This window comes from Kushneria sp. EE4 (genome assembly GCF_977968315.1).
Map to the genome: position 1 here is coordinate 2,061,286 of NZ_OZ386212.1, position 19,184 is coordinate 2,080,469.

Annotated in this window: 20 protein-coding genes and 4 tRNA genes; 16 read left to right on the forward strand and 8 right to left on the reverse strand. The window is 61.2% G+C overall.

What is annotated here, in order from left to right; all coding sequences use genetic code 11:
* Nucleotides 1-106: 106 nt before the first annotated feature.
* The 4 genes from ACXMYO_RS09435 to ACXMYO_RS09450 form a co-directional block, all read right to left on the reverse strand.
* Entirely contained in the window at nucleotides 107-1,183 is a 1,077-nt protein-coding gene (locus ACXMYO_RS09435; RefSeq protein WP_457808536.1) for a tRNA-queuosine alpha-mannosyltransferase domain-containing protein, read from the reverse strand.
* Between the two features lie 113 nt (nucleotides 1,184-1,296).
* Nucleotides 1,297-3,018: a SulP family inorganic anion transporter gene (locus tag ACXMYO_RS09440; RefSeq protein WP_457808537.1), complete on the reverse strand. Its 1,722-nt coding sequence runs from the start codon at nucleotides 3,016-3,018 to the stop codon at nucleotides 1,297-1,299.
* A 36-nt stretch (nucleotides 3,019-3,054) separates the two neighbouring features.
* Nucleotides 3,055-3,375: an HlyU family transcriptional regulator gene (locus tag ACXMYO_RS09445; RefSeq protein WP_457808538.1), complete on the reverse strand. Its 321-nt coding sequence runs from the start codon at nucleotides 3,373-3,375 to the stop codon at nucleotides 3,055-3,057.
* A gap of 123 nt (nucleotides 3,376-3,498) precedes the next feature.
* On the reverse strand, nucleotides 3,499-4,719 hold the full coding sequence (locus ACXMYO_RS09450; protein WP_438764270.1) for an argininosuccinate synthase: 1,221 nt from the start codon (nucleotides 4,717-4,719) through the stop codon (nucleotides 3,499-3,501).
* 255 nt (nucleotides 4,720-4,974) lie between these two features.
* On the opposite strand from ACXMYO_RS09450, the gene rnt reads away from it, so the two are divergent.
* The gene (gene rnt, locus ACXMYO_RS09455; RefSeq protein WP_438764271.1) at nucleotides 4,975-5,637 is read left to right on the forward strand and encodes a ribonuclease T; all 663 of its coding nucleotides are present in this window, start codon (nucleotides 4,975-4,977) and stop codon (nucleotides 5,635-5,637) included.
* Nucleotides 5,638-5,740: 103 nt separating this feature from the next.
* Here the strand turns inward: rnt and grxD are convergent, their stop codons facing one another.
* The gene (gene grxD / locus ACXMYO_RS09460) at nucleotides 5,741-6,088 is read right to left on the reverse strand and encodes a Grx4 family monothiol glutaredoxin (protein WP_438764272.1); all 348 of its coding nucleotides are present in this window, start codon (nucleotides 6,086-6,088) and stop codon (nucleotides 5,741-5,743) included.
* Nucleotides 6,089-6,445: 357 nt separating this feature from the next.
* On the opposite strand from grxD, the gene argF reads away from it, so the two are divergent.
* Complete coding sequence (gene argF / locus ACXMYO_RS09465; protein WP_438764273.1) at nucleotides 6,446-7,363, forward strand: ornithine carbamoyltransferase; 918 nt, start codon at nucleotides 6,446-6,448, stop codon at nucleotides 7,361-7,363.
* 43 nt (nucleotides 7,364-7,406) lie between these two features.
* Here the strand turns inward: argF and ACXMYO_RS09470 are convergent, their stop codons facing one another.
* Nucleotides 7,407-7,739 (reverse strand): hypothetical protein, encoded by a 333-nt coding sequence (locus ACXMYO_RS09470; RefSeq protein ID WP_457808539.1) that lies wholly within the window; start codon nucleotides 7,737-7,739, stop codon nucleotides 7,407-7,409.
* A 22-nt stretch (nucleotides 7,740-7,761) separates the two neighbouring features.
* Here ACXMYO_RS09470 and ACXMYO_RS09475 point away from each other — a divergent pair, with 22 nt between their 5' ends.
* From ACXMYO_RS09475 to ACXMYO_RS09490, 4 genes are all read left to right on the forward strand, one after another.
* Nucleotides 7,762-8,124, forward strand: a complete 363-nt coding sequence (locus ACXMYO_RS09475) for a hypothetical protein (RefSeq protein WP_457808540.1) — start codon at nucleotides 7,762-7,764, stop codon at nucleotides 8,122-8,124.
* Nucleotides 8,125-8,223: 99 nt separating this feature from the next.
* A complete protein-coding gene (locus ACXMYO_RS09480; protein WP_457808541.1) occupies nucleotides 8,224-8,421 on the forward strand; it encodes a hypothetical protein in 198 nt (65 codons plus the stop codon).
* 119 nt (nucleotides 8,422-8,540) lie between these two features.
* Entirely contained in the window at nucleotides 8,541-8,771 is a 231-nt protein-coding gene (locus ACXMYO_RS09485; RefSeq protein ID WP_438764276.1) for a hypothetical protein, read from the forward strand.
* Between the two features lie 53 nt (nucleotides 8,772-8,824).
* The gene (locus ACXMYO_RS09490; protein WP_438764277.1) at nucleotides 8,825-9,028 is read left to right on the forward strand and encodes a putative motility protein; all 204 of its coding nucleotides are present in this window, start codon (nucleotides 8,825-8,827) and stop codon (nucleotides 9,026-9,028) included.
* Between the two features lie 85 nt (nucleotides 9,029-9,113).
* Here the strand turns inward: ACXMYO_RS09490 and ACXMYO_RS09495 are convergent, their stop codons facing one another.
* A complete protein-coding gene (locus ACXMYO_RS09495; RefSeq protein ID WP_457808542.1) occupies nucleotides 9,114-9,557 on the reverse strand; it encodes a CBS domain-containing protein in 444 nt (147 codons plus the stop codon).
* Nucleotides 9,558-9,944: 387 nt separating this feature from the next.
* A tRNA-Ala gene (locus tag ACXMYO_RS09500) sits at nucleotides 9,945-10,020 on the reverse strand.
* 202 nt (nucleotides 10,021-10,222) lie between these two features.
* Between ACXMYO_RS09500 and uvrC the strand changes: the two genes are divergently transcribed.
* From uvrC to ACXMYO_RS09550, 10 genes are all read left to right on the forward strand, one after another.
* Complete coding sequence (gene uvrC, locus ACXMYO_RS09505; protein ID WP_457808543.1) at nucleotides 10,223-12,058, forward strand: excinuclease ABC subunit UvrC; 1,836 nt, start codon at nucleotides 10,223-10,225, stop codon at nucleotides 12,056-12,058.
* A 72-nt stretch (nucleotides 12,059-12,130) separates the two neighbouring features.
* A complete protein-coding gene (pgsA, locus tag ACXMYO_RS09510; protein WP_438764280.1) occupies nucleotides 12,131-12,679 on the forward strand; it encodes a CDP-diacylglycerol--glycerol-3-phosphate 3-phosphatidyltransferase in 549 nt (182 codons plus the stop codon).
* A gap of 84 nt (nucleotides 12,680-12,763) precedes the next feature.
* Nucleotides 12,764-12,838: transfer RNA gene (locus ACXMYO_RS09515), tRNA-Gly, on the forward strand.
* Between the two features lie 63 nt (nucleotides 12,839-12,901).
* Nucleotides 12,902-12,975 (forward strand) — tRNA-Cys (locus tag ACXMYO_RS09520).
* A gap of 65 nt (nucleotides 12,976-13,040) precedes the next feature.
* A tRNA-Leu gene (locus ACXMYO_RS09525) sits at nucleotides 13,041-13,127 on the forward strand.
* 255 nt (nucleotides 13,128-13,382) lie between these two features.
* The gene (locus tag ACXMYO_RS09530) at nucleotides 13,383-13,808 is read left to right on the forward strand and encodes a GFA family protein (RefSeq protein WP_457808544.1); all 426 of its coding nucleotides are present in this window, start codon (nucleotides 13,383-13,385) and stop codon (nucleotides 13,806-13,808) included.
* Between the two features lie 373 nt (nucleotides 13,809-14,181).
* Nucleotides 14,182-15,777: an ABC transporter substrate-binding protein gene (locus ACXMYO_RS09535; protein ID WP_457808545.1), complete on the forward strand. Its 1,596-nt coding sequence runs from the start codon at nucleotides 14,182-14,184 to the stop codon at nucleotides 15,775-15,777.
* 67 nt (nucleotides 15,778-15,844) lie between these two features.
* Nucleotides 15,845-16,786 carry a S66 peptidase family protein gene (locus ACXMYO_RS09540; RefSeq protein WP_457808546.1) on the forward strand — a complete coding sequence of 314 codons (942 nt, stop codon included), beginning with the start codon at nucleotides 15,845-15,847 and terminating at the stop codon, nucleotides 16,784-16,786.
* Nucleotides 16,787-17,180: 394 nt separating this feature from the next.
* The gene (locus ACXMYO_RS09545; RefSeq protein ID WP_438764286.1) at nucleotides 17,181-18,191 is read left to right on the forward strand and encodes an ABC transporter permease subunit; all 1,011 of its coding nucleotides are present in this window, start codon (nucleotides 17,181-17,183) and stop codon (nucleotides 18,189-18,191) included.
* A 15-nt stretch (nucleotides 18,192-18,206) separates the two neighbouring features.
* Nucleotides 18,207-19,145 carry an ABC transporter permease subunit gene (locus ACXMYO_RS09550; protein WP_457808547.1) on the forward strand — a complete coding sequence of 313 codons (939 nt, stop codon included), beginning with the start codon at nucleotides 18,207-18,209 and terminating at the stop codon, nucleotides 19,143-19,145.
* The last annotated feature ends 39 nt before the right edge of the window (nucleotides 19,146-19,184 follow it).

Consider the following 19,184-nt stretch of genomic DNA (forward strand, 5'->3'; position numbering starts at 1 on the left):
TATTCGTGACGGTTAACGCGGGCAGTGACTCAAGTGTAATGTTTGCTGCCCCCTGACAGGATAGACAGCTCGACAAAATGCTCGCCTCGCCGCGCTTCAGGGGCAGTTAATCTACGCCCGTCCCGGATGACCGGCTCAGCGCGTCGGCGTAGCGCCCGGCCATCTGCGGCCAGGTCCAGGCACCGATGTCAGGCGGTTGCGGACGCGTGCCGGGCGCTGTCAGCCACTGCTCGAGATGGGCAGTCAGCGCCTCGCGGCTGCCGTCATGGCGATATTCGGGCGCGTAGTATTCGGGAAAGCACAGACGATCGGGTACCAGCGGCACGCAGCCGTGCTGTACCGCCTCCATCACGGCCAGGCCCTGGAATTCATGCCAGGCGGTAGAGACCACAATGCCGCCCTGACCCAGTTCATCAAGATAGCGCGAGCGCGTCTGATGCCCCCAGCAGGTAATGTGGCGCGCCAGACACGTCCGGGCCTGCTCGAACACCTCGGGGGTCTTTCGAAAGACCTGGCCCATTACGACCAGCTCAAACTCGAGGCCCCGGTCGGAGAGCGTTTCAAGCGCGCCAAAGAAATCCTCCGGGTTCTTGTCGTATTCCCAGCGGTGATTCCAGACAATGCGTGCCGGCGCCCCCTGCCCGGCCGATAAAGTGTTATCGAGCGGCCACAGCGGCACCGGCAAAATCTCCGAGCGCGCCCTGAGCGTCTCCAGACGCATCGGCGCCACCCGCTCGGGCATCCTTTTCAAAAATGCGGCCACGCCTTCAAAAAAGCTGTCCCGATTCCACTGACTGTTGAACAGCACGTGATCGGCGGCCAGCGCGCTGTAGAGATTGACCATCAGCGGCTCGATACGCGGCGTCTGATTCCGCCCCAGCGGATAGGCGAACTGGTTTTCGTGGAAATAGACAACACGACGGGCCCGCCCCAGGTGCGGATATAAACCGACAAGCGTGGCGAGATCGACCAGTGAGGTGGCCACAATCAGATCAAAGGACTGCGACAGCGTGGCGTCATGCTCGCTCATGAAGCTCAGCGGGTTGCCGCGCACGCGCCACTGAAAGTGGCGCGGCGCCAGCTCGATGGCCGTCCAGTCGATGGCGTCCAGATGGGCCATCAGACCGCGCGCCCAGTAGCGGTGGCTGTCGGCGGCATAGGCCGATAGCAAAAGCGCCTTCATGGCCGGCGTACCGGCAGTGACAGTAAAGACATGACAACGGGGCCCTCGGAAAGCAAAGGGCCCCATTGTAGAGTGCCGTACGCCTGGTGTGGTCAGACCGGGGACACACGGCTCTAGATATTGAACTCGATGCCGTCATCCGACAGCGTCTGCCAGGCAGCCGCACAGGTGAAAAACACCCGCGGATGATGATTGCTCATGAACGCCGTGTGACGCAGCTGATCGCGCACCGGGCCGCGCAGCTCGGCCAGATGCAGGGCAATACCCTGCGCCGCCAGACGCTCGTCCAGACTTTCCAGCGCGTGAAGCGCGGCGCCATCGATATGGGTGACGCTGCTGAGCACCAGTACCATGTCGGTCACCTGATCACGCTCGGAGAGATGCTCGTTGATCCAGCGCTCCAGCGCGCCCATGTTGGCAAAATGCAGGTTGGCATCCGGTCGCACCAGCATCAGATGCGGCAGACGCTCGACGTCAAAGCGCTCGCAGTTGCGAAAGCCGCCGTCAGGCAGCTGGCCGATCTCGGCAATGTGCGGACGGCTCGTGCGCGCCAGCAGCAGTGCCAGTGCAATGCCCACGCCGGCTAAAAGCCCCTGCATGACGCCCAGCAGCAGGACACCGGCAAAGGCGGCAAGCCAGGCCAGCCCATCGGCGCGCGAATAGCGCCACGCCCGCCACAGGGGCGCCGGATCCACCAGTGGCATGGCCGCCTGAATGACGATCGCGGCCAGCACGGCTTGTGGTAACGGCGCAAACAGTGAGGTGGCAAACAGCAGTACCGCCATCAGCGCCAGTGCGGCAAAAAGCGATGACAGCGGCGTTTTCGAGCCGGCCTGGTCGTTGACCACCGCGCGCCCCAGACCACTGGTCACCGGAAACCCCCGGGTCAGGGCCGCCAGCAGATTGGCCACCCCCAGCACCCAGAGCTCGCGCTGCGGATAGAGACGCTCACGGTGTTTGGCCGCCAGCGTCTGGGCCACCGAAATGGCGCTGACGTAGTTGATCAGCGCAATCCCGAGCGCGGGTAGCCACAGTCCCTCCATGGCGGTCAGGGAGAGCGTGGGCAATGCCGGCAGCGGCAGTCCGGCCGGGATCTGCCCTACCCGGGCCAGCGTGCCGGGCCACAGCGGCACCAGCAAAAGTGCCAGAATCAAAACGATCAACGGGCCGGTCTTGCCCAGCACCATGGCCGTCGCCTCCGGCAGACCCAGGCGCTTGAGCAGCGGTGACAGCCCTCGACGCATCAACAGCAGCAGTACCATGGCACTGCCGCCAAACAGCGCTGCCCCCGGCGCGATATCGCCCAGTGAGTGGGCCAGCGTCAGCAAGCGGTCGACGGCGTTGCCGGTTGCGTCGCCGATCCCGAGCAGGTCGCCGGTCTGCGAGAGCACGATCATCAGCGCCGACGCCGTGGTAAAGCCCTGCATGACGCTGGGACTGACGAAATCGATCAGACGCCCCAGACGGCAGGCATGAATCAACAGTAGCCAGCCGCCGACCAGCGCCGCCAGAAGCGCTGCGTGTCCGACATAATCAGATAACGGTATATCGGCATCGCGCAGTGTCTCTCCCACCAGCAGCGAGGTCAGCGCCATGGGCCCCATCGCGATGACGCGGCTGGTGCCGAAAAGCGCATACAGCACCAGCGGCGCCAGTGCCGTATAAAGCCCGGCCTGCGCCGGCAGGCCGGCAAGGGTGGCATAGGCCATGCCCTGGGGGACCAGCAGCGCGGCGGTGATCAGCCCGGCAATCAGATCGCTGACGCGATCCGCTGTCGAAAGCCGGCGCCAGCGCGAGAGAGCCGGCAACAGCATGGGTCTACCGGTATCGGACATGCGTCCTGTGACTCCTTTGCAGCAGTGCCATCGGGTTCAGGCCGGGCGGTGCGGGTCTTCAAAGAGCCGCTCGCCCTGCTCATCGATGTAGCGTTCGGCCTTGGTACGGGTCATGTCGATACAGCTGTCAATGTCGGCCAGCACATCGGAGCGTTCAAAGCGCAGCTCCTCCGGTTCGCCGCTGTCGCGTGTCCGACGAATCAGGCCGCTGACGCGATACTGCCCACCCGCCGGCGCCGGTGTGATGACGATCTCAAAGCCCTTGTATTCCACGGTATCGGCCACCTGAGGCGAGGATTTGTCAGCGCCGGGGGCATTACCCTGCCCTCGCAGGGCCTCGAACAGTCTTTTCAGCATGAACCGCTCCTGATGATTCTGGTGTCGGCACGCAGGCTGTGCGGTCTGCGCGCGCCCTTGCTTGAGTCTGACACAAAAGGGGCCGCTGAAAAGCGGCCCCTTCGTGATACAGCGCATGCCTCATCAGTCGTCAAGACGACCCTTTTTCGCGGCAATGCGCAGCCGCAGAGCGTTGAGCTTGATAAAGCCCTCGGCATCCTTTTGGTCATAGGCGCCGGCATCGTCTTCAAAGGTGGCAATCGAGGCGTCAAACAGCGAGTCTTCCGACTCACGACCGACCACGATGACGTTGCCCTTGTAGAGCTTGAGACGCACCACGCCGTTGACGCTGCCCTGGGACTGATCGATGGCGGCCTGAAGCATCTTGCGCTCCGGGCTCCACCAGTAGCCGTTGTAGATCAGTTCGGCGTATTTGGGCATCAGCTCGTCTTTCAGGTGCGCGGATTCACGGTCCAGCGTGATCGATTCGATCGCGCGGTGGGCGCGCAGGATGATGGTGCCGCCCGGGGTTTCGTAGCAGCCGCGCGATTTCATGCCGACGTAGCGGTTTTCAACGATATCCAGACGCCCGACGCCGTTTTCACCGCCAACCCGGTTCAGCCAGGAGAGCACGTCATGCGGCTTCATGGTCTGACCGTCGATGGCCACGATGTCGCCGTGCTCGAAGGTCAGGTCGATGTAGGTGGCCTGATCGGGTGCAGCTTCGGGACTGACGCTCCAGCGCCACATCTCTTCTTCGGCTTCGGTCCAGGGGTCTTCCAGCACGCCGCCTTCATAGGAGATGTGCAGCAGGTTGGCGTCCATCGAATAGGGAGATTTTTTCTTGTTCTTGGCGTAGTCGACCGGGATGTCGTGCTCTTCGCAGTAGTTCATCAGCTTTTCGCGGGAGTTGAGATCCCACTCGCGCCACGGGGCGATGACTCTGACGTTGGGCTTGAGCGCGTAGGCGCCCAGTTCGAAGCGGACCTGGTCGTTGCCCTTGCCGGTGGCACCATGGGAGATGGCATCCGCCCCGGTTTCGTTGGCGATCTCGATCAGGCGACGCGCGATCAGCGGGCGGGCGATCGAGGTGCCCAGCAGGTATTCGCCTTCGTAGATGGTGTTGGCACGAAACATCGGGAAGACGTAGTCCCGCACAAAGGTTTCACGCAGGTCTTCGATGTAAATTTCCTTCACACCCAGCGCTTGTGCCTTGGCACGTGCAGGCTCGACCTCTTCTCCCTGACCCAGGTCAGCCGTGAAGGTCACGACCTCGCAGTCGTAGGTTTCCTTGAGCCACTTGACGATCACGGAGGTATCAAGTCCCCCGGAGTAGGCCAGGACAACCTTTTTTACATCGGACATACCGGCTCCTTAAGGCGTAGTCATGCTTTGAGTGTATCGTGAGTATATCGTCACCGGAACGCGGCGAATACCGCGTCACGTGCGATGGATGGGATTGCCGGCAAGCACAATGCTACACTGCGCCCCTGCAAACCGAATTCATCTTTCGACCAGAAGGCTTCCTGTGCCGGTCACCATATCTGCGGGCCCTGCCCGGTCATACGCATCCCCGATTCCCATGACGTTTTCTGCTGTCTGCGACAGGAGAACATGGCGATGAACGATATTGTCCCGAAACTCATGTCCGGTCGCTTTCGCGGCTTCATGCCCGTGGTGGTGGACCTGGAAACCGGTGGTTTCAACGCGCGCACCGATGCCCTGCTTGAAATCGCGGCCGTCACGCTGACCATGGACGAACAGGGGCATCTGCTGCCCTATGAGACCGTGTCGTTTCATATCGAGCCGTTCGAGGGCGCCAACGTCGAGCAGTCCGCGCTCGATTTTACCGGCATCCGTCTGGACAGCCCGCTGCGTCAGAATGCGGCGCTCAAGGAAAAGGAAGCACTCGAGGAGATCTTTCGTCCGGTGCGCAAGGCGCTCAAGTCCCATCAGTGCAACCGCGCCATTCTGGTCGGTCACAATGCCGCCTTCGACCATGGCTTTCTCAACGCCGCCGTCGAACGCGCCGGCATCAAGCGCAACCCTTTCCATCCGTTTTCAAGCTTTGATACCGCAACGCTTTCGGGGCTGGTTTACGGGCAGACCGTGCTGGCCCGGGCCTGTCGCGCCGCGGGCATCCCCTTTGACAGCCAGGAAGCACATTCGGCGCGCTATGATACCGAGCGTACTGCCGAGCTTTTCTGCGCCATCGTCAATCGCTTCAAGGATCTGGGCGGCTGGGATCTGGCGCTGCGCGAGCAGAGCATGGACGGCGACTAAGCGCTGCTCTACTGCTGTCGGCATTAAAAAACCCGCCTCCATGGAGGCGGGTTTTTAACGTTCGGAACCGGTCACCTGATGCACGACCCGGTGGTCATCGGGATCAGGCGTTGTCGCCTTCCTGCGGGGCCGCGTTGGCGGTCGCGTCCTTGATCATCGGCGCCAGCTCACCGTTTTGATACATCTCGACGATGATGTCACAGCCGCCGACCAGCTCACCGTTGATCCACAGCTGCGGGAAGGTGGGCCAGTTGGCGTATTTGGGCAGCTCGGCGCGAATGTCCGGGTTGTCCAGAATGTTGACGAAGGCAAAGCGCTCGCCGCAGCCCATCAGCGCCTGTACGGCCTGAGCAGAGAAGCCGCACTGCGGCATCTGCGGTGAGCCCTTCATGTAAAGCAAAATGGTGTTTTCGTTGATCTGTTGCTTGATGGTATCGAGTGTTTCGCTCATGTTCGGTCTCCAGGAGGGGGCTTCAAGCGCCCATGAATGTTCTGGCCTCAGTGTACGCCGACATGGGGGCTAAATCAGCCCGGATCAAGGCGTGGCGATCACATGAAGTTGCGCGCTTAAAAGGCTCTGGTTAGGATGACCAGGGATGACGGGGTACACCAGTGCCCGTTTTCCGCCATTGACCATGGCAATATTTCAAAGCGCCGCCAGCTCTCGTGCGGCGCTTTTTCGTTGGTTTTTCCGGTACATGGGCAGCATCAATACCAGAGGGTACGTCCCTTTTCGAGCGCCGCGTCGTGTGGCGCCTGGCGACGTGTCAATCATTGTGACGTTATGCACACACAGGAGCATCGAGACATGGCCCTTCGCCACTTTCTTACCCTGATGGATCTTTCCCCTCAGGAACTGGCCTATCTCATCGATCGTTCGATCACCATCAAGCGTGAACTGGCCGACAACGGCCCGGTCTATACGCCGTTGAAAAATCGAACGCTGGCCATGATTTTCGAAAAATCCTCGACCCGTACTCGCGTCTCCTTCGAGACCGGCATGACACAGTTTGGCGGTCATGCGCTGTTTCTGTCACCGCGCGACAGTCAGCTGGGACGCGGCGAACCGGTCGGCGATACCGCGCGCGTGCTCTCCGAGATGGTCGATGCGGTGATGATCCGAACCTTTTCGCATGACAGCATCGAGTCGTTTGCCGATGCCAGCTCCATCCCGGTCATCAATGCGCTGTCCGATGACTATCATCCCTGCCAGCTGCTGGCCGATGTACAGACCTGGACCGAGTGTCGCGGCCCGGTGAAAGGCAAAACGGCCGTCTGGGTGGGCGATGGCAACAACATGTGCCACTCCTGGATCAACGCCGCCCGCCAGTTCGATTTCAATCTGCGCATTGCCTGCCCGGAAGGCTTTGAGCCCGATCAGGATATTCTTGAAGCCGCCGGCTCGCGCGTCGAAATCTTCAACGACCCGCAAGCCGCCATCGAAGGCGCCCACCTGATCACGACCGACGTCTGGGCCTCCATGGGCCAGGAAGAGGAACAGGCGGCGCGCATGCAAGCGTTCAGCGGCTTTCAGGTCAACGAGGCGATGCTCGATGCCGCCGATGACGAGGTCATGTTCCTGCACTGTCTGCCGGCGCATCGCGGTGAAGAGGTCAGCGAAACCCTGCTGGACGATCCGCGCGCCTTTGTCTGGCAGGAAGCCGGCAATCGACTGCACGCCCAGAAAGCCCTGCTTGAGTTTCTGATGGTCGGTCGAGTGAGTTGAATCGAAGTTTCGACGTCATCGCACGGGCGATGACGTCGAAAGGTTACTGCGCGTCGTGCTCATCGATGCCCTCGTCTTTTGTGACAATCTCGCTGGTCATCGACACTTTCATGCTTTCCCACAGCCGGTGCACGGCGTCCCGATCAGTGTTCATGCGCCGTCGAAGCTGTTCGTAATCGGTCAATAGCGTAATCAGATCCTGATTGGTACGGATGTCCTCGATCCCCTCCGGCGCCGGCAGGGGCTGTGTCAGATAGCGGGGCATGGGCGGCGGTGGCACCATCACCGGCGTCGTCTGCGGCGGCGAGCTGGCGCAACCACTGATGTACCCCGTCAGGCACAGCGTGATCAGCCCATTTCTTTGATGTCTGGTCATCGTTGATTATCCTTTCCAGCTGTTGTCGTTTGCCGGCCAGCGCCTGCTGATTTGCCTCAAGCTGCTGCTCACGACCGGCGCTTACCTCTGCCAGATGTTCGGCGTGCGCCTGCCAGGCACGCGCGACAAGCTGCTGGCGCTGCGCCAGCTCGTGCGCACTGCGGGCATCCTCCTGAGCACTGGACAGCGCCTGACGCCACTGATCGAGGCGCTGGGTAAAGCCCCACAGCCCGCCCGCCAGCAGACCCACGGCCACCAGGGCGATCAAAAGCCGGGCAGGCACCTTGCCAAGACCCGCCAAAAGCAGGTTCCACATGAACATCTCCTTTTTGAGCATTTTGGTGTGACACAACCCATCAGGACAATAATTATCCCTTATGGATAATTATTGCGCCAAATGGCGTCATAGGCAAGTCAAAAACTGTACGTATATCCAGTATCCAATGAATAACCAACGCCGTGGACCAACCAGTGAGATGACGAGATGACGACAGGAGATGAACTGGTCGTGGCGCTTGAAGCGCTGCCGGACAGCGCCGATGTCGGCACGCTGTTTCACCTGCGACTTGTGCAGGACAACGGAGCGTACGTCAGGTGTGCGCTGCTGATCAGGGAGATCGGCCCTGTGGAGGCCCTTTGCGAGGTACTTGCCGTTCACGCTGCAGAAGCCGACGGGCAATAACCTGATACGCCCGGGAGGGCCTGAATCGAGAAGGATTAAAGCCGCTGTATCCGGTGCCGATAAGACAGCCATACGGGCAGTCTGTGCTGTCCGACCAGGATGGCTATCAGGAGCGATTTATGCTTGCCACCGGAACGAAGGCATGGATTCCCATTGAATTGATGCCGCCGGATCTCAAGCCCGGCGATGAGTACCACATGATGTCGAGCGTCGTGTCACGAACAACGGCCAGCGGCAACGACATCCATGACTATTACCGGGTCAGAATCACCGGTCTTGTGCCCGAGGCGGCAGAATGCGTGGTACTCGAGACGCTGTCGCCCGAGGCCGCCGAAGCCGTCGTCGGCTAAGGCGCCACCCGCTGCAGGTGCAGCGGTGATCCACTCGATGCAGGAGAACGTCCATGGATATGAGCGTTAACAGCATGGTCAGTGCCTCGATGGCGCTGCAGCAGCACCAGCTCACCAGTGACGTACAGACCAGCGTTTTGAAAAAATCGCTGGATGGTCAGGCCGAGCAGATGACGCAGCTGATGTCATCGGTCGCCACGGCGCCGCAGCTGGCGACCGAAGGCATGGTGGGAACACGCATCAACACCACCGCCTGACAGCGGCTGTTGCCGCACTCTGGCCATAACGTAAAGGCGCCACCCTCGCGGGTGGCGCCTTTAATACATGACGGTTGATCATCGCTCAGCCGGCCGGCGCGTCAAGCAGCGTCACCGCCAGGCGCACGAAGTCCACCGAGGAGAGGATGCCGACAAGGTGACCCTCGGCGTCCAGCACCGGCATGGCCCCCTGACGGTGCGCAAGCAGCTGCCGACCGGCCTCGGCAAGGGGCGTGTCGAGTGACAGCGTGAGTATGTCCTTTGAGATGACATCCGCCAAAGGGATTCGCGCCAGATGATGGGCCAGACGCTTTGCGCCGAAGGTATCGGTAATGCGCAGCGCCTCTTTCAGAACCACCTTCTGATTGAGCAGTCCCGCCAGCCGCCCCTGTTCATCCAGTACCGGGAGGTGACGTACCCGGTGTTCCCGCATCAGCTCGTTACCGTCGTGAAGCGTCTGCTCAAGACGCAGGGTCACGATATCCCGACTCATGATGTCGGCGATCGACGCCTGTGTGCTACTGCTCATGTTGTGCTGTCCCGCATCAGGTCCGTACTTCGGCAACGCAATACCGAAGACAATTATCCCCTATCATCTCACCGATGGCCTCAGGGCCCCGCTGATCGAGGTGCCGTCACGGAAAGAGACACGGCAGGCGACGGATACGCACGCCTGTCGGCTCTCCCCTGTCTTTCTTATCGGCAGCGAACGGCCAACACACAGGGGACTGGCCGACAAATATCAGACAACGCTGATCGAAGGTAATGGGGAGCGCGCGCAAGCGTCCACGTGACGGTGCTGACCCAGCGCTTGCCGGGTCAGGTATCAAACGCTTTTGCGGGATCGAACAAAACGATCGGACACAAAAAAGCCGCTTCAGCGAGGTGCTGTAAGCGGCTTTTTTAAGGATGTTGTTGGTGGAGCCTAGCGGGATCGAACCGCTGACCTCAACACTGCCAGTGTTGCGCTCTCCCAGCTGAGCTAAGGCCCCGAACCGGTGCGTAATATACGACGCCTCTCTTTTTTCGTCAAGCGCCTTTTCCTCTCAAGGCGAAATACTGGCCCGAAAACGCGAAAGGCCCCCACTCTTGCCACCGGATGGCGCGGACACGGGCGGGGATGGCATGGGGATGAGCACGGCCTTTTCGGCGTTATCTGTTAAAATGAGGTCACTATCACTTGCGGAGGCCATCATGAACGATGAGGTGATCACGGCGTTCGATCCACGCCAGTTTTTAAAAACGGTCACCGAATCACCGGGCGTCTATCGCATGCTCGATGAACACGAGAATGTCCTTTATGTCGGCAAGGCCAAGCGACTCAAGGCGCGACTGTCGAGCTATTTCCGTAATACGGGGCTCAACGCCAAGACCCAGGCGCTGGTCAGCCGCATTCGCGATATTCAGGTGACCGTTACCCGCAGCGAAACCGAGGCACTGCTGCTGGAGCAGACGCTGATCAAACAGCAGCGACCGCCCTATAATATCCTGCTGCGCGACGACAAGTCCTACCCCTATATCTTTGCCAGCGACCGACACCCCTACCCGGCGCTGGAGCTGCGTCGCGTGCGTCAAAAGCGTGGCGATGGTCGCTATTTTGGCCCGTTCACCAGCTCCGGCGCCGTGCGGGAAAGCCTGTCACTGATGCAAAAGATCTTTCGCATCCGCAACTGCGAGGACTCGGTGTTCGCCCATCGAAGCCGGCCCTGCCTGCAGTATCAGATCGATCGCTGCACCGCGCCGTGCGTGGGCTACATCAGCCAGGAAGACTATCAGCGCGACCTGAACCACGCGTTGATGTGCATGGAAGGCAAAAGTGATCAGGTCACGAAAAAACTCTACGCCGACATGGAGACGGCCGCGCAGGCACTCCAGTTCGAGCAGGCCGCCTTTTTGCGTGATCAGGTCCAGCAGCTGCGCCGCCTGCAGAGTCAGCAGTCGGTGGACACCGCCGGTGGCGACGCCGATGTCTTTGCCCTGGCCGAGCGGCCGGGTGGGCTGTGCGTCAGCGTGCTGATCATCCGCCAGGGCCGGGTGCTCGGCTCGCGCCATCACATGCCCGACAACGGTCTGGACCTTGCCCCCGAAGCGCTGCTGAGCAGCTTTGTCAGCCAGTACTATCTGGGTCAAAGCAATGAAATGCCGGCCGAGGTGCTGACCTCACACCCTCTGGAGGATCAGGAGGTCCTGCAGGAAGCGCTTTCCGAACACGCCGACAGACGGCTGCGCATCGCCCACCAAGTGCGCGGCCACCGCGCCCAGTGGCTGGAGCTGGCCCGTACCAACGCCGATCAGCATCTGGCCACCAAACTGGCCAGCCGTCAGCAGCTCAATGCCCGCTTCAAGGCGCTGGCCCAGGCACTCGACCTGGAAGAGACGCCTCAGCGGCTGGAGTGCTTTGATATCAGTCACAGCAGCGGCGAAGCCACGGTCGCCTCCTGCGTGGTATTCGACCAGAGCGGCCCGATCAAGTCGGACTATCGCCGTTTCAATATTGATGGCGTGGCCGCCGGTGACGACTACGCTGCCATGCGCCAGGCCCTGACGCGGCGCTACAAGCGCATCCAGAGCGGTGATGTGGCAAGGCCTGACATCCTGATCGTCGACGGCGGCAAGGGCCAGCTCAACATGGCTCGCGAGGTGTTTGAGGAACAGGGTGTTTTCGACATTGTGCTGCTGGGGGTGGCCAAGGGCACCACGCGAAAGCCGGGGCTCGAGACGCTTTTTATCGACACCGTCGAGCGCAGCCTGACGCTGGAAAGCACCTCCGGCGCCCTGCATCTGATCCAGCACATTCGCGATGAAGCCCACCGCTTTGCCATCACCGGACATCGTCAACAGCGTGACAAGGCGCGACGCTCGTCTACCCTTCAGGAGATTCCCGGCATCGGCCCCAAAAGACGCCGGGAGCTGCTGCGCCATTTTGGCGGTCTGCAGGGCATTCGCAACGCCTCCCGAGACGATCTCGCCCGCGTTCCCGGCATCAATGCACAACTTGCTACACAGATTCATCAGGCACTGCATGGCTGACGGCGCGAACAGGCGTTAGAATCCAGCACTCTTGCAGGTATGTTTCACCCCCGGTCAGGACCCGATAGTGCCATGAGCATCCCCAATATCTTGACGCTGACAAGAATCGTACTCATACCGCTTCTGGTCATCGTGTTCTACCTGACGACCGGCTCAAGCAATCTGCTGGCCGCCTTGTTGTTTACCATCGCCTCCATCACCGACTGGTTCGATGGCTACCTGGCGCGTCGCTGGAACCAGAGCACGCCCTTTGGCGCCTTTCTGGACCCGGTCGCCGACAAGCTGATGGTCGCCGTTGCCCTGGGCGTTTTGATCGAGTTCTACAGCGACTGGATTCTCACGCTGCCGGCGCTTGTGATCATCGGTCGCGAGATTGTCATCTCGGCACTACGCGAGTGGATGGCAGAACTTGGCAAGCGTGCCAGTGTTTCGGTTTCGAGCATCGGCAAGTACAAGACCGCCTTTCAGATGATCTCGATCATTTTGCTGCTCGGTTTTGCGCCAGGAACGCTTCTGGCACAGGCAGGCTTTTTGCTGCTGTATCTGGCTGCCATCCTGACGCTGTGGTCGATGTACAAGTATCTGCGCGCCGCCTGGCCGGAACTGACACGCTCGATGTGAGCGTAAGCTGTGGTTCGGGTGCGATTTTTTACCGGGTTTCGTTTGACACCTTTATGTCACATCGGTATATTTCGCACCCGTTGAGCGGGAATAGCTCAGTGGTAGAGCATCGCCTTGCCAAGGCGAGGGTCGGGAGTTCGAATCTCCTTTCCCGCTCCATCCCTTACGGGATCAACGGAAAGGTCAACGAACAACAACGCTTCGTTTTCCGAACCGTTTTGAGGCTGGATGGCAGAGTGGTTATGCAGCGGACTGCAACTCCGTGTACGCCGGTTCGATTCCGACTCCAGCCTCCATCTCCCTTCTGCCTGACTCTCGGCCGCCTTTAGATGGCCTCAAGCAGATTAGCCGTCGACTCCTCGCCCGGATGGCGGAACAGGTAGACGCAAGGGACTTAAAATCCCTCGACCGCAAGGTCGTGCCGGTTCGATTCCGGCTCCGGGCACCAAACCTTTCAGCAAGACCTTCTCCCGCCTTCTGTTTTCTTTCAGGCACTACTCTGTCTGATATCCCCTGTTGGTTTTACAGCTTTTGCTTTATTTCGATGCATCCATCTCAACGCCCAAAATTGGCGCGGATAACGTACATCTGTCCTTTTAACCGCCTGCCTCGATCAACTATTCGGCTGATATAGAGAATTTCGAGCAGCCCGAAATGCCGTGTGCTTGACTGACATGACACTTCGCATTTCGGAGAATGCCCGATGGCAACCAGTACCTATCACCTGAGCTGCGACTGCGGCGACGTCAAAATTATCGCGCGCGGCGAACCCGAAGTATCGCTTTACTGCCACTGCGGTAGCTGTCGAGCGCTGTACGGCACGGTCATGCTGGCAGCAACTGCCTGGAGTGACGACAAGGTAGAGCTACCGGGTTCGGATCGAGTCATCGACTACAGGATGAGCGACCGTGACATGCGCCGCTTTGTCTGCAAAAACTGCGGCGTGACGGTCTATGGCCGACACAGCCCTGGCATGCCCGTCATTCCTCACTCAATGTTTCGCAAGGCTAATGGCGGCGAACTGCCGGCCGAACTCGCCCCCACCATGCATCTCTTTTACCGCGATCGCGTTCTGGATGTGGCAGACGATCTGCCCAGGTCCGAAGGCGGTGAGCTGATGGGTATGTAACCCTTTCCACCGGGCAAGACGGTGGTCCCGGCGACAGATTACTTCCTTCCTCTATCTTATCGTGCTGATGAAAAGCATATGGCATCGACAACACCGTGTGTCGATGCCAATGCGGATGGGCCGATGGCCACATTTGCCGCACGCCGCGCCGCGATCCTTTCGTCTTTTTCAAACCGTTCGCTGTCGCTATTAGACACAGGTCCAGGCCCTGAGCGTGATAGCAGCAATTGACAGCCTGCCCGGCCCGGGCATAGTTTCATTGCGTGACGTTGTGTCATGACGTTACCCCCATGAGGCCGACCCACTGCCGGTCTCATGGCGACAACCGGCCTACCCGACCGGTCCAAACCAACAATATACAAAAGACGTGCTCATGACTCAGATAATCCCTCGCCGGCTGATGCTGGCAGGTGGCCTGCTACTGGCGGCCACCGGTACGGCCCATGCCAAGACCCTGGTCTACTGCTCGGAAGCCAGCCCCGAAGGCTTCAACCCGCAGCACTACACGGCCGGGACGACCTTCGATGCTTCCTCGCGCACTATCTACAACCGACTGGTCGAATTCGAATCGGGCACGACCGAGATCAAGCCGGCGCTGGCCGAGTCGTGGGAGGTCTCCGATGACGGCAGGACCTACACCTTCCACCTGCGTCAGGGCGTCAAATTCCAGACCACGGATTACTTTACGCCATCGCGCGAATTCAACGCCGATGACGTGCTCTACTCGTTCAACCGCCAGCTCCAGGACGATCACCCCTGGCACGGGGTCGGCAGCGGCTATGAGTATTTCGAAGGCATGGGCATGCCGGATCTGATCGAGCGTGTCGAAAAGGTCGATGATCACACCGTACGCTTTCACCTGAGCCGCGCCTCGGCGCCTTTCCTGTCTGACATGGCGATGGATTTTGCCTCGATCCTCTCGGGCGAGTACGCCGACCAGCTGATGGAAGAGGGCCACCCCGAGCGCATGAACCAGCAGCCGCTGGGCACCGGACCGTTCGTCTTTGCCGGTTTTCAGCGTGACGCCTATATCCGCTACCAGGCGCACCCGGAGTACTGGGATGGCAAATCGCCGCTGGACCGGCTGGTTTTTTCGATTACCCCCGACGCCTCGGTGCGCTTTCAGAAACTTCAGGCCAACGAATGCCAGGTCATGGTCTTCCCCAACCCGGCCGATCTGGAAGCGATGCGCAACGACCCCAACATCAACCTGGAGTCGGCCGAAGGGCTGAACGTGGGCTACCTCTCCTTCCAGACCGAGAAACCGCCGTTTGATGACCCGCGTGTTCGCCGCGCGCTCTCCATGGCCGTGGATCGCGATGCGATCATCGAGTCGGTGTATCAGGGGGCGGGCGAGAAGGCCAGAAACCCGATCCCGCCAACGCTCTGGGGCTATGACGACAACGTCGAAGAGATCCCGTATGACCCGGAACAGGCCAGAAAGCTGCTGGCCGAGGCCGGCGCCGAGAATTTGAGCACCCAGCTGTGGGCCATGCCGGTGCAGCGCCCCTACAACCCCAACGCACGGCGCATGGCGGAAATCATCCAGTCCGACTGGCGTGAGATTGGCGTCAACGCCGAGATCGTCTCCTACGAATGGGGCGAGTATCTGCGTCGCGCCAGCGAGGGCGAGGCCATGACCGGCCTGTTCGGCTGGACCGGCGACAACGGCGACCCGGACAACTTCCTCAATACGCTGTTGTCGTGTAATGCCGCGCGCGATGGCTCCAACTACGCGAAGTGGTGCAACCAGGAGTACGACGACATTATCCGTCAGGCGGCCACCGCCACCGACCAGGACGAGCGCTCGGATCTGTACGTGCAGGCGCAGGAGATCTTCCGTGATCAGATGCCCTGGCTGCCGATCGCCCACTCGATTGTCTACGACCCGGTCCGCAGCAACGTCACCGGCTATGAGGTGCAGCCGACCGGCTCGCACATCTTCTATGGCGTAGATATCGAGGAGTAGCGCCTCTGGCGTAGGATATGGCCCCGCTCATTCGAGCGGGGTTTTTCATGTCTTTCGGACAGGTGCCATGACACGACCCACCCCTGAACTCTCCGAGCTGCGCCCGCTGGGCAATGGCCCGCGCACCGTGGCGCTCATTGCCCCGGCCGGCGCCGTCTCGCCCGAGCGCATCGACACCACCTGCGCCCTGCTCACGGCCATGGGCTATACCCCGCGCCTCATGGACCACGCCCGCGCGCGGCATCGCTATCTGGCCGGCACCGTCGAACAGCGCCTTGAAGACTTTCACGCCGCCTTCAATCTGGCAGACGTGGCCGCCGTGTGGTGCCTGCGCGGCGGCTACGGCTGTGCCCAGCTCATCGATCACATCGACTGGGACGCGCTTCCCGACGTGCCGCTTCTGGGCTACTCCGATATCAGCGTGCTGCTGAGCGCGTTTCATGCTCGCGGCCGCTGTGCCCATCACACCCCGGTGGCCACGGAGCTTACCCTGCTCGAGCAGGCTGCAGGGGCCGCGCACAAGGCACGCGCCGAGGCCATGGCCAGCATCGCACCGCTGCTGGCAGGCGACGGCGGCCACATGTTTGCAACGCATGTGGCCGGCCCCACGACCCCCGTGGAGGGCGTACTCATCGGCGGCAATCTCACAACGCTGGCAAGCGTTGCCGGCACCCCGGCGGCATTGCACGTGCCGCAGGGCGCGATCCTGATGCTCGAAGACGTGGGCGAGCGGCTCTATCGCCTGGAGCGCAGCCTGTGTCAGCTGCTGGACAGCATCGAGCCGGCCCGGCTGAGCGCGGTCTGTCTGGGCAGCTTTACCGGCTGCGATTCTGGTGACAGCAGTATCGAGGCGGTCTTTCAGGAGTGGCTGGCGCCGCTGAATATCGCACTCTATCACCGATTGCCCTTCGGCCACGGCGAGCACAACCAGGCCTGGCCGGTTGGTCGAACGGCGCGATTGACGCGTGCCGGGCTGGACTGGCGCTCTGATCGGGAGGCATCCGACTGACACCTCCCTGCGACTGTCCATGCGCCATTACGGGCATGGACAGGGTGATCGCAATCCCCTAGGGTCTATCACTTACTGCATCGCTGCTTACAAGGCATCCGCGCTGCAGCAACAATAACAAGTACGGACACCTGACCATGACGCACCATCTCTCGACCCGCCGTCTTCAAAAGACCCGCCTGATCCGCCGCGCCACGCCTGCGGCCCGCCTGTCCCGATCGGACACCGGCTGACCCACATCCCGAGCTTCAAGCATGAAGTCGGCACGCCCTGACGCGTCGCCGTCATTCATTGCCTGCCCATCCCTGCTGACGACCCTGCTTTCGGCCCACAGGCCGTGCCGGCGTGGCGTTGGCAGGTACGGATCACTCGTTCGCGGCGGCGGAAATCACCCATGTTGAGCTTTGTCTTTCGTAAACTTCTGATGCTGATCCCCACTCTGCTGGGTATCACGCTGGTCACTTTCACGCTGGTGCATCTGATTCCCGGCGATCCGGTGGCTATCATGGCCGGTGAGCGCGGCATCTCGGCCGAGCGCCACGCTCAGGTGATGGCCGAACTGGGCCTTGACCGGCCACTCTGGGAGCAGTACCTGAGCTTTCTGGGCAATCTGGCTCAGGGCGATCTGGGCCATTCGCTGATCAGCAGCAACCCGGTACTCGATGAGTTTCTGTCGCTCTTTCCGGCAACGCTCGAGCTTGGCTTTTGCGCCATGCTGCTGGCCGTATCGCTGGGGATTCCGCTGGGCGTCATTGCCGGCATCAAGCGCGGCTCGATCATCGACCACACCGTGATGGGCACCTCGCTGACCGGCTATTCGATGCCGATTTTCTGGTGGGGCCTTCTTTTGATCATCTTCTTTTCGGGAATTCTGGGCTGGACGCCGGTCTCGGGGCGGCTGTCATCAAGCTACTGGATCGAGACGCCGACCGGTTTCATGCTGATCGACACGCTGCTGTCCGGCGAGCCGGGGGCCTTCACGGATGCCCTGCGGCATCTGATCCTGCCCACGATCGTTTTGGCCACCATTCCGCTGGCCGTGATTGCCCGCATGACACGCTCATCGATTCTCGAAGTGCTGGGCGAGGACTATATCCGTACCGCCCGCGCCAAGGGGCTCTCGCCCTGGCGCATCATCGCCATTCACGCCCTGCGCAACGCCATGATTCCGGTCACCACGGTCATCGGGCTGCAGATCGGGCTGCTCTTCTCCGGCGCCATTCTCACCGAAACCATCTTCTCCTGGCCCGGCATCGGCAAGTGGCTGATCGATGCCGTCGGACGGCGTGACTACCCCTCGCTTCAGGGCGGCATCCTGTTGATTGCCCTGATCGTCATGGTGGTCAATCTGATCGTTGATCTGCTCTACGGGCTGATCAACCCCCGCATTCGCAACAGTCGCTGAGCCCGGAGGCCACACATGACACAGGTTACCCCTCAGCCCCCGGCCGCCGTGCCGGAGATCGATGAAGCCACGACGACCGAAAGCGCACCCAAACGGCCCTCGCCGCTGCGTGACGTCTGGCGCAGCTTTCGCCGCAACCGCGCCGCACTGGTCGGCATGGTCATTATCGCGCTGATCGTATTGATCGCGTTTCTGGCGGATGTGGTCGCGCCCTATTCACCGGTCGCCCAGTTTCGCGACAGTGTGCTCACCCCGCCCTTCTGGCAGGACGGCGGTACGTGGCGATTCATTCTCGGCACCGACGATCTGGGCCGCGACATTCTCAGCCGCCTGATCCATGGCGCCAGGCTTTCGATGACCATCGGCGTCATCGTGGTCTCGCTGTCGCTGGGCATTGGCGTGCTGCTGGGGCTTCTGGCCGGCTTTCTGCGCGGCTGGGTCGATACCGTCATCATGCGATTGATGGACATCATGCTGTCGATCCCGAGCCTTTTGCTGGCCGTGGTCGTGGTCGCGGTACTCGGCCCGGGGCTTTTCAACGCCATGCTGGCGATTGCGGTGGTCTATCTGCCCCACTACGTGCGCCTGACACGCAGCTCGGTGATCACCGAGCGTGAGCGTGAATACGTGATGGCATCAAGGCTGGCCGGCGCCGGCGTGTTCCGACTGATGTTCATCACCATCCTGCCCAACTGCCTGGCGCCATTGATCGTTCAGGCCACGCTCAGCTTCTCCAACGCCGTGCTTGATGCCGCCGCGCTGGGTTTTCTGGGTCTGGGCGCCCAGCCGCCAACGCCGGAATGGGGCAGCATGCTGGCCGATGCGCGCCAGTATGTGCTGCAGGCCTGGTGGGTGGTGACCTTTCCGGGGCTGGCGGTACTGATCACGGTGCTGGCGTTCAACATCATGGGCGATGGGCTGCGCGATGCCCTCGACCCGCGCCTGAAGCGCTGAAGGCGGCGGCAGAGGCCGCCCGGACACGACAACAACGAC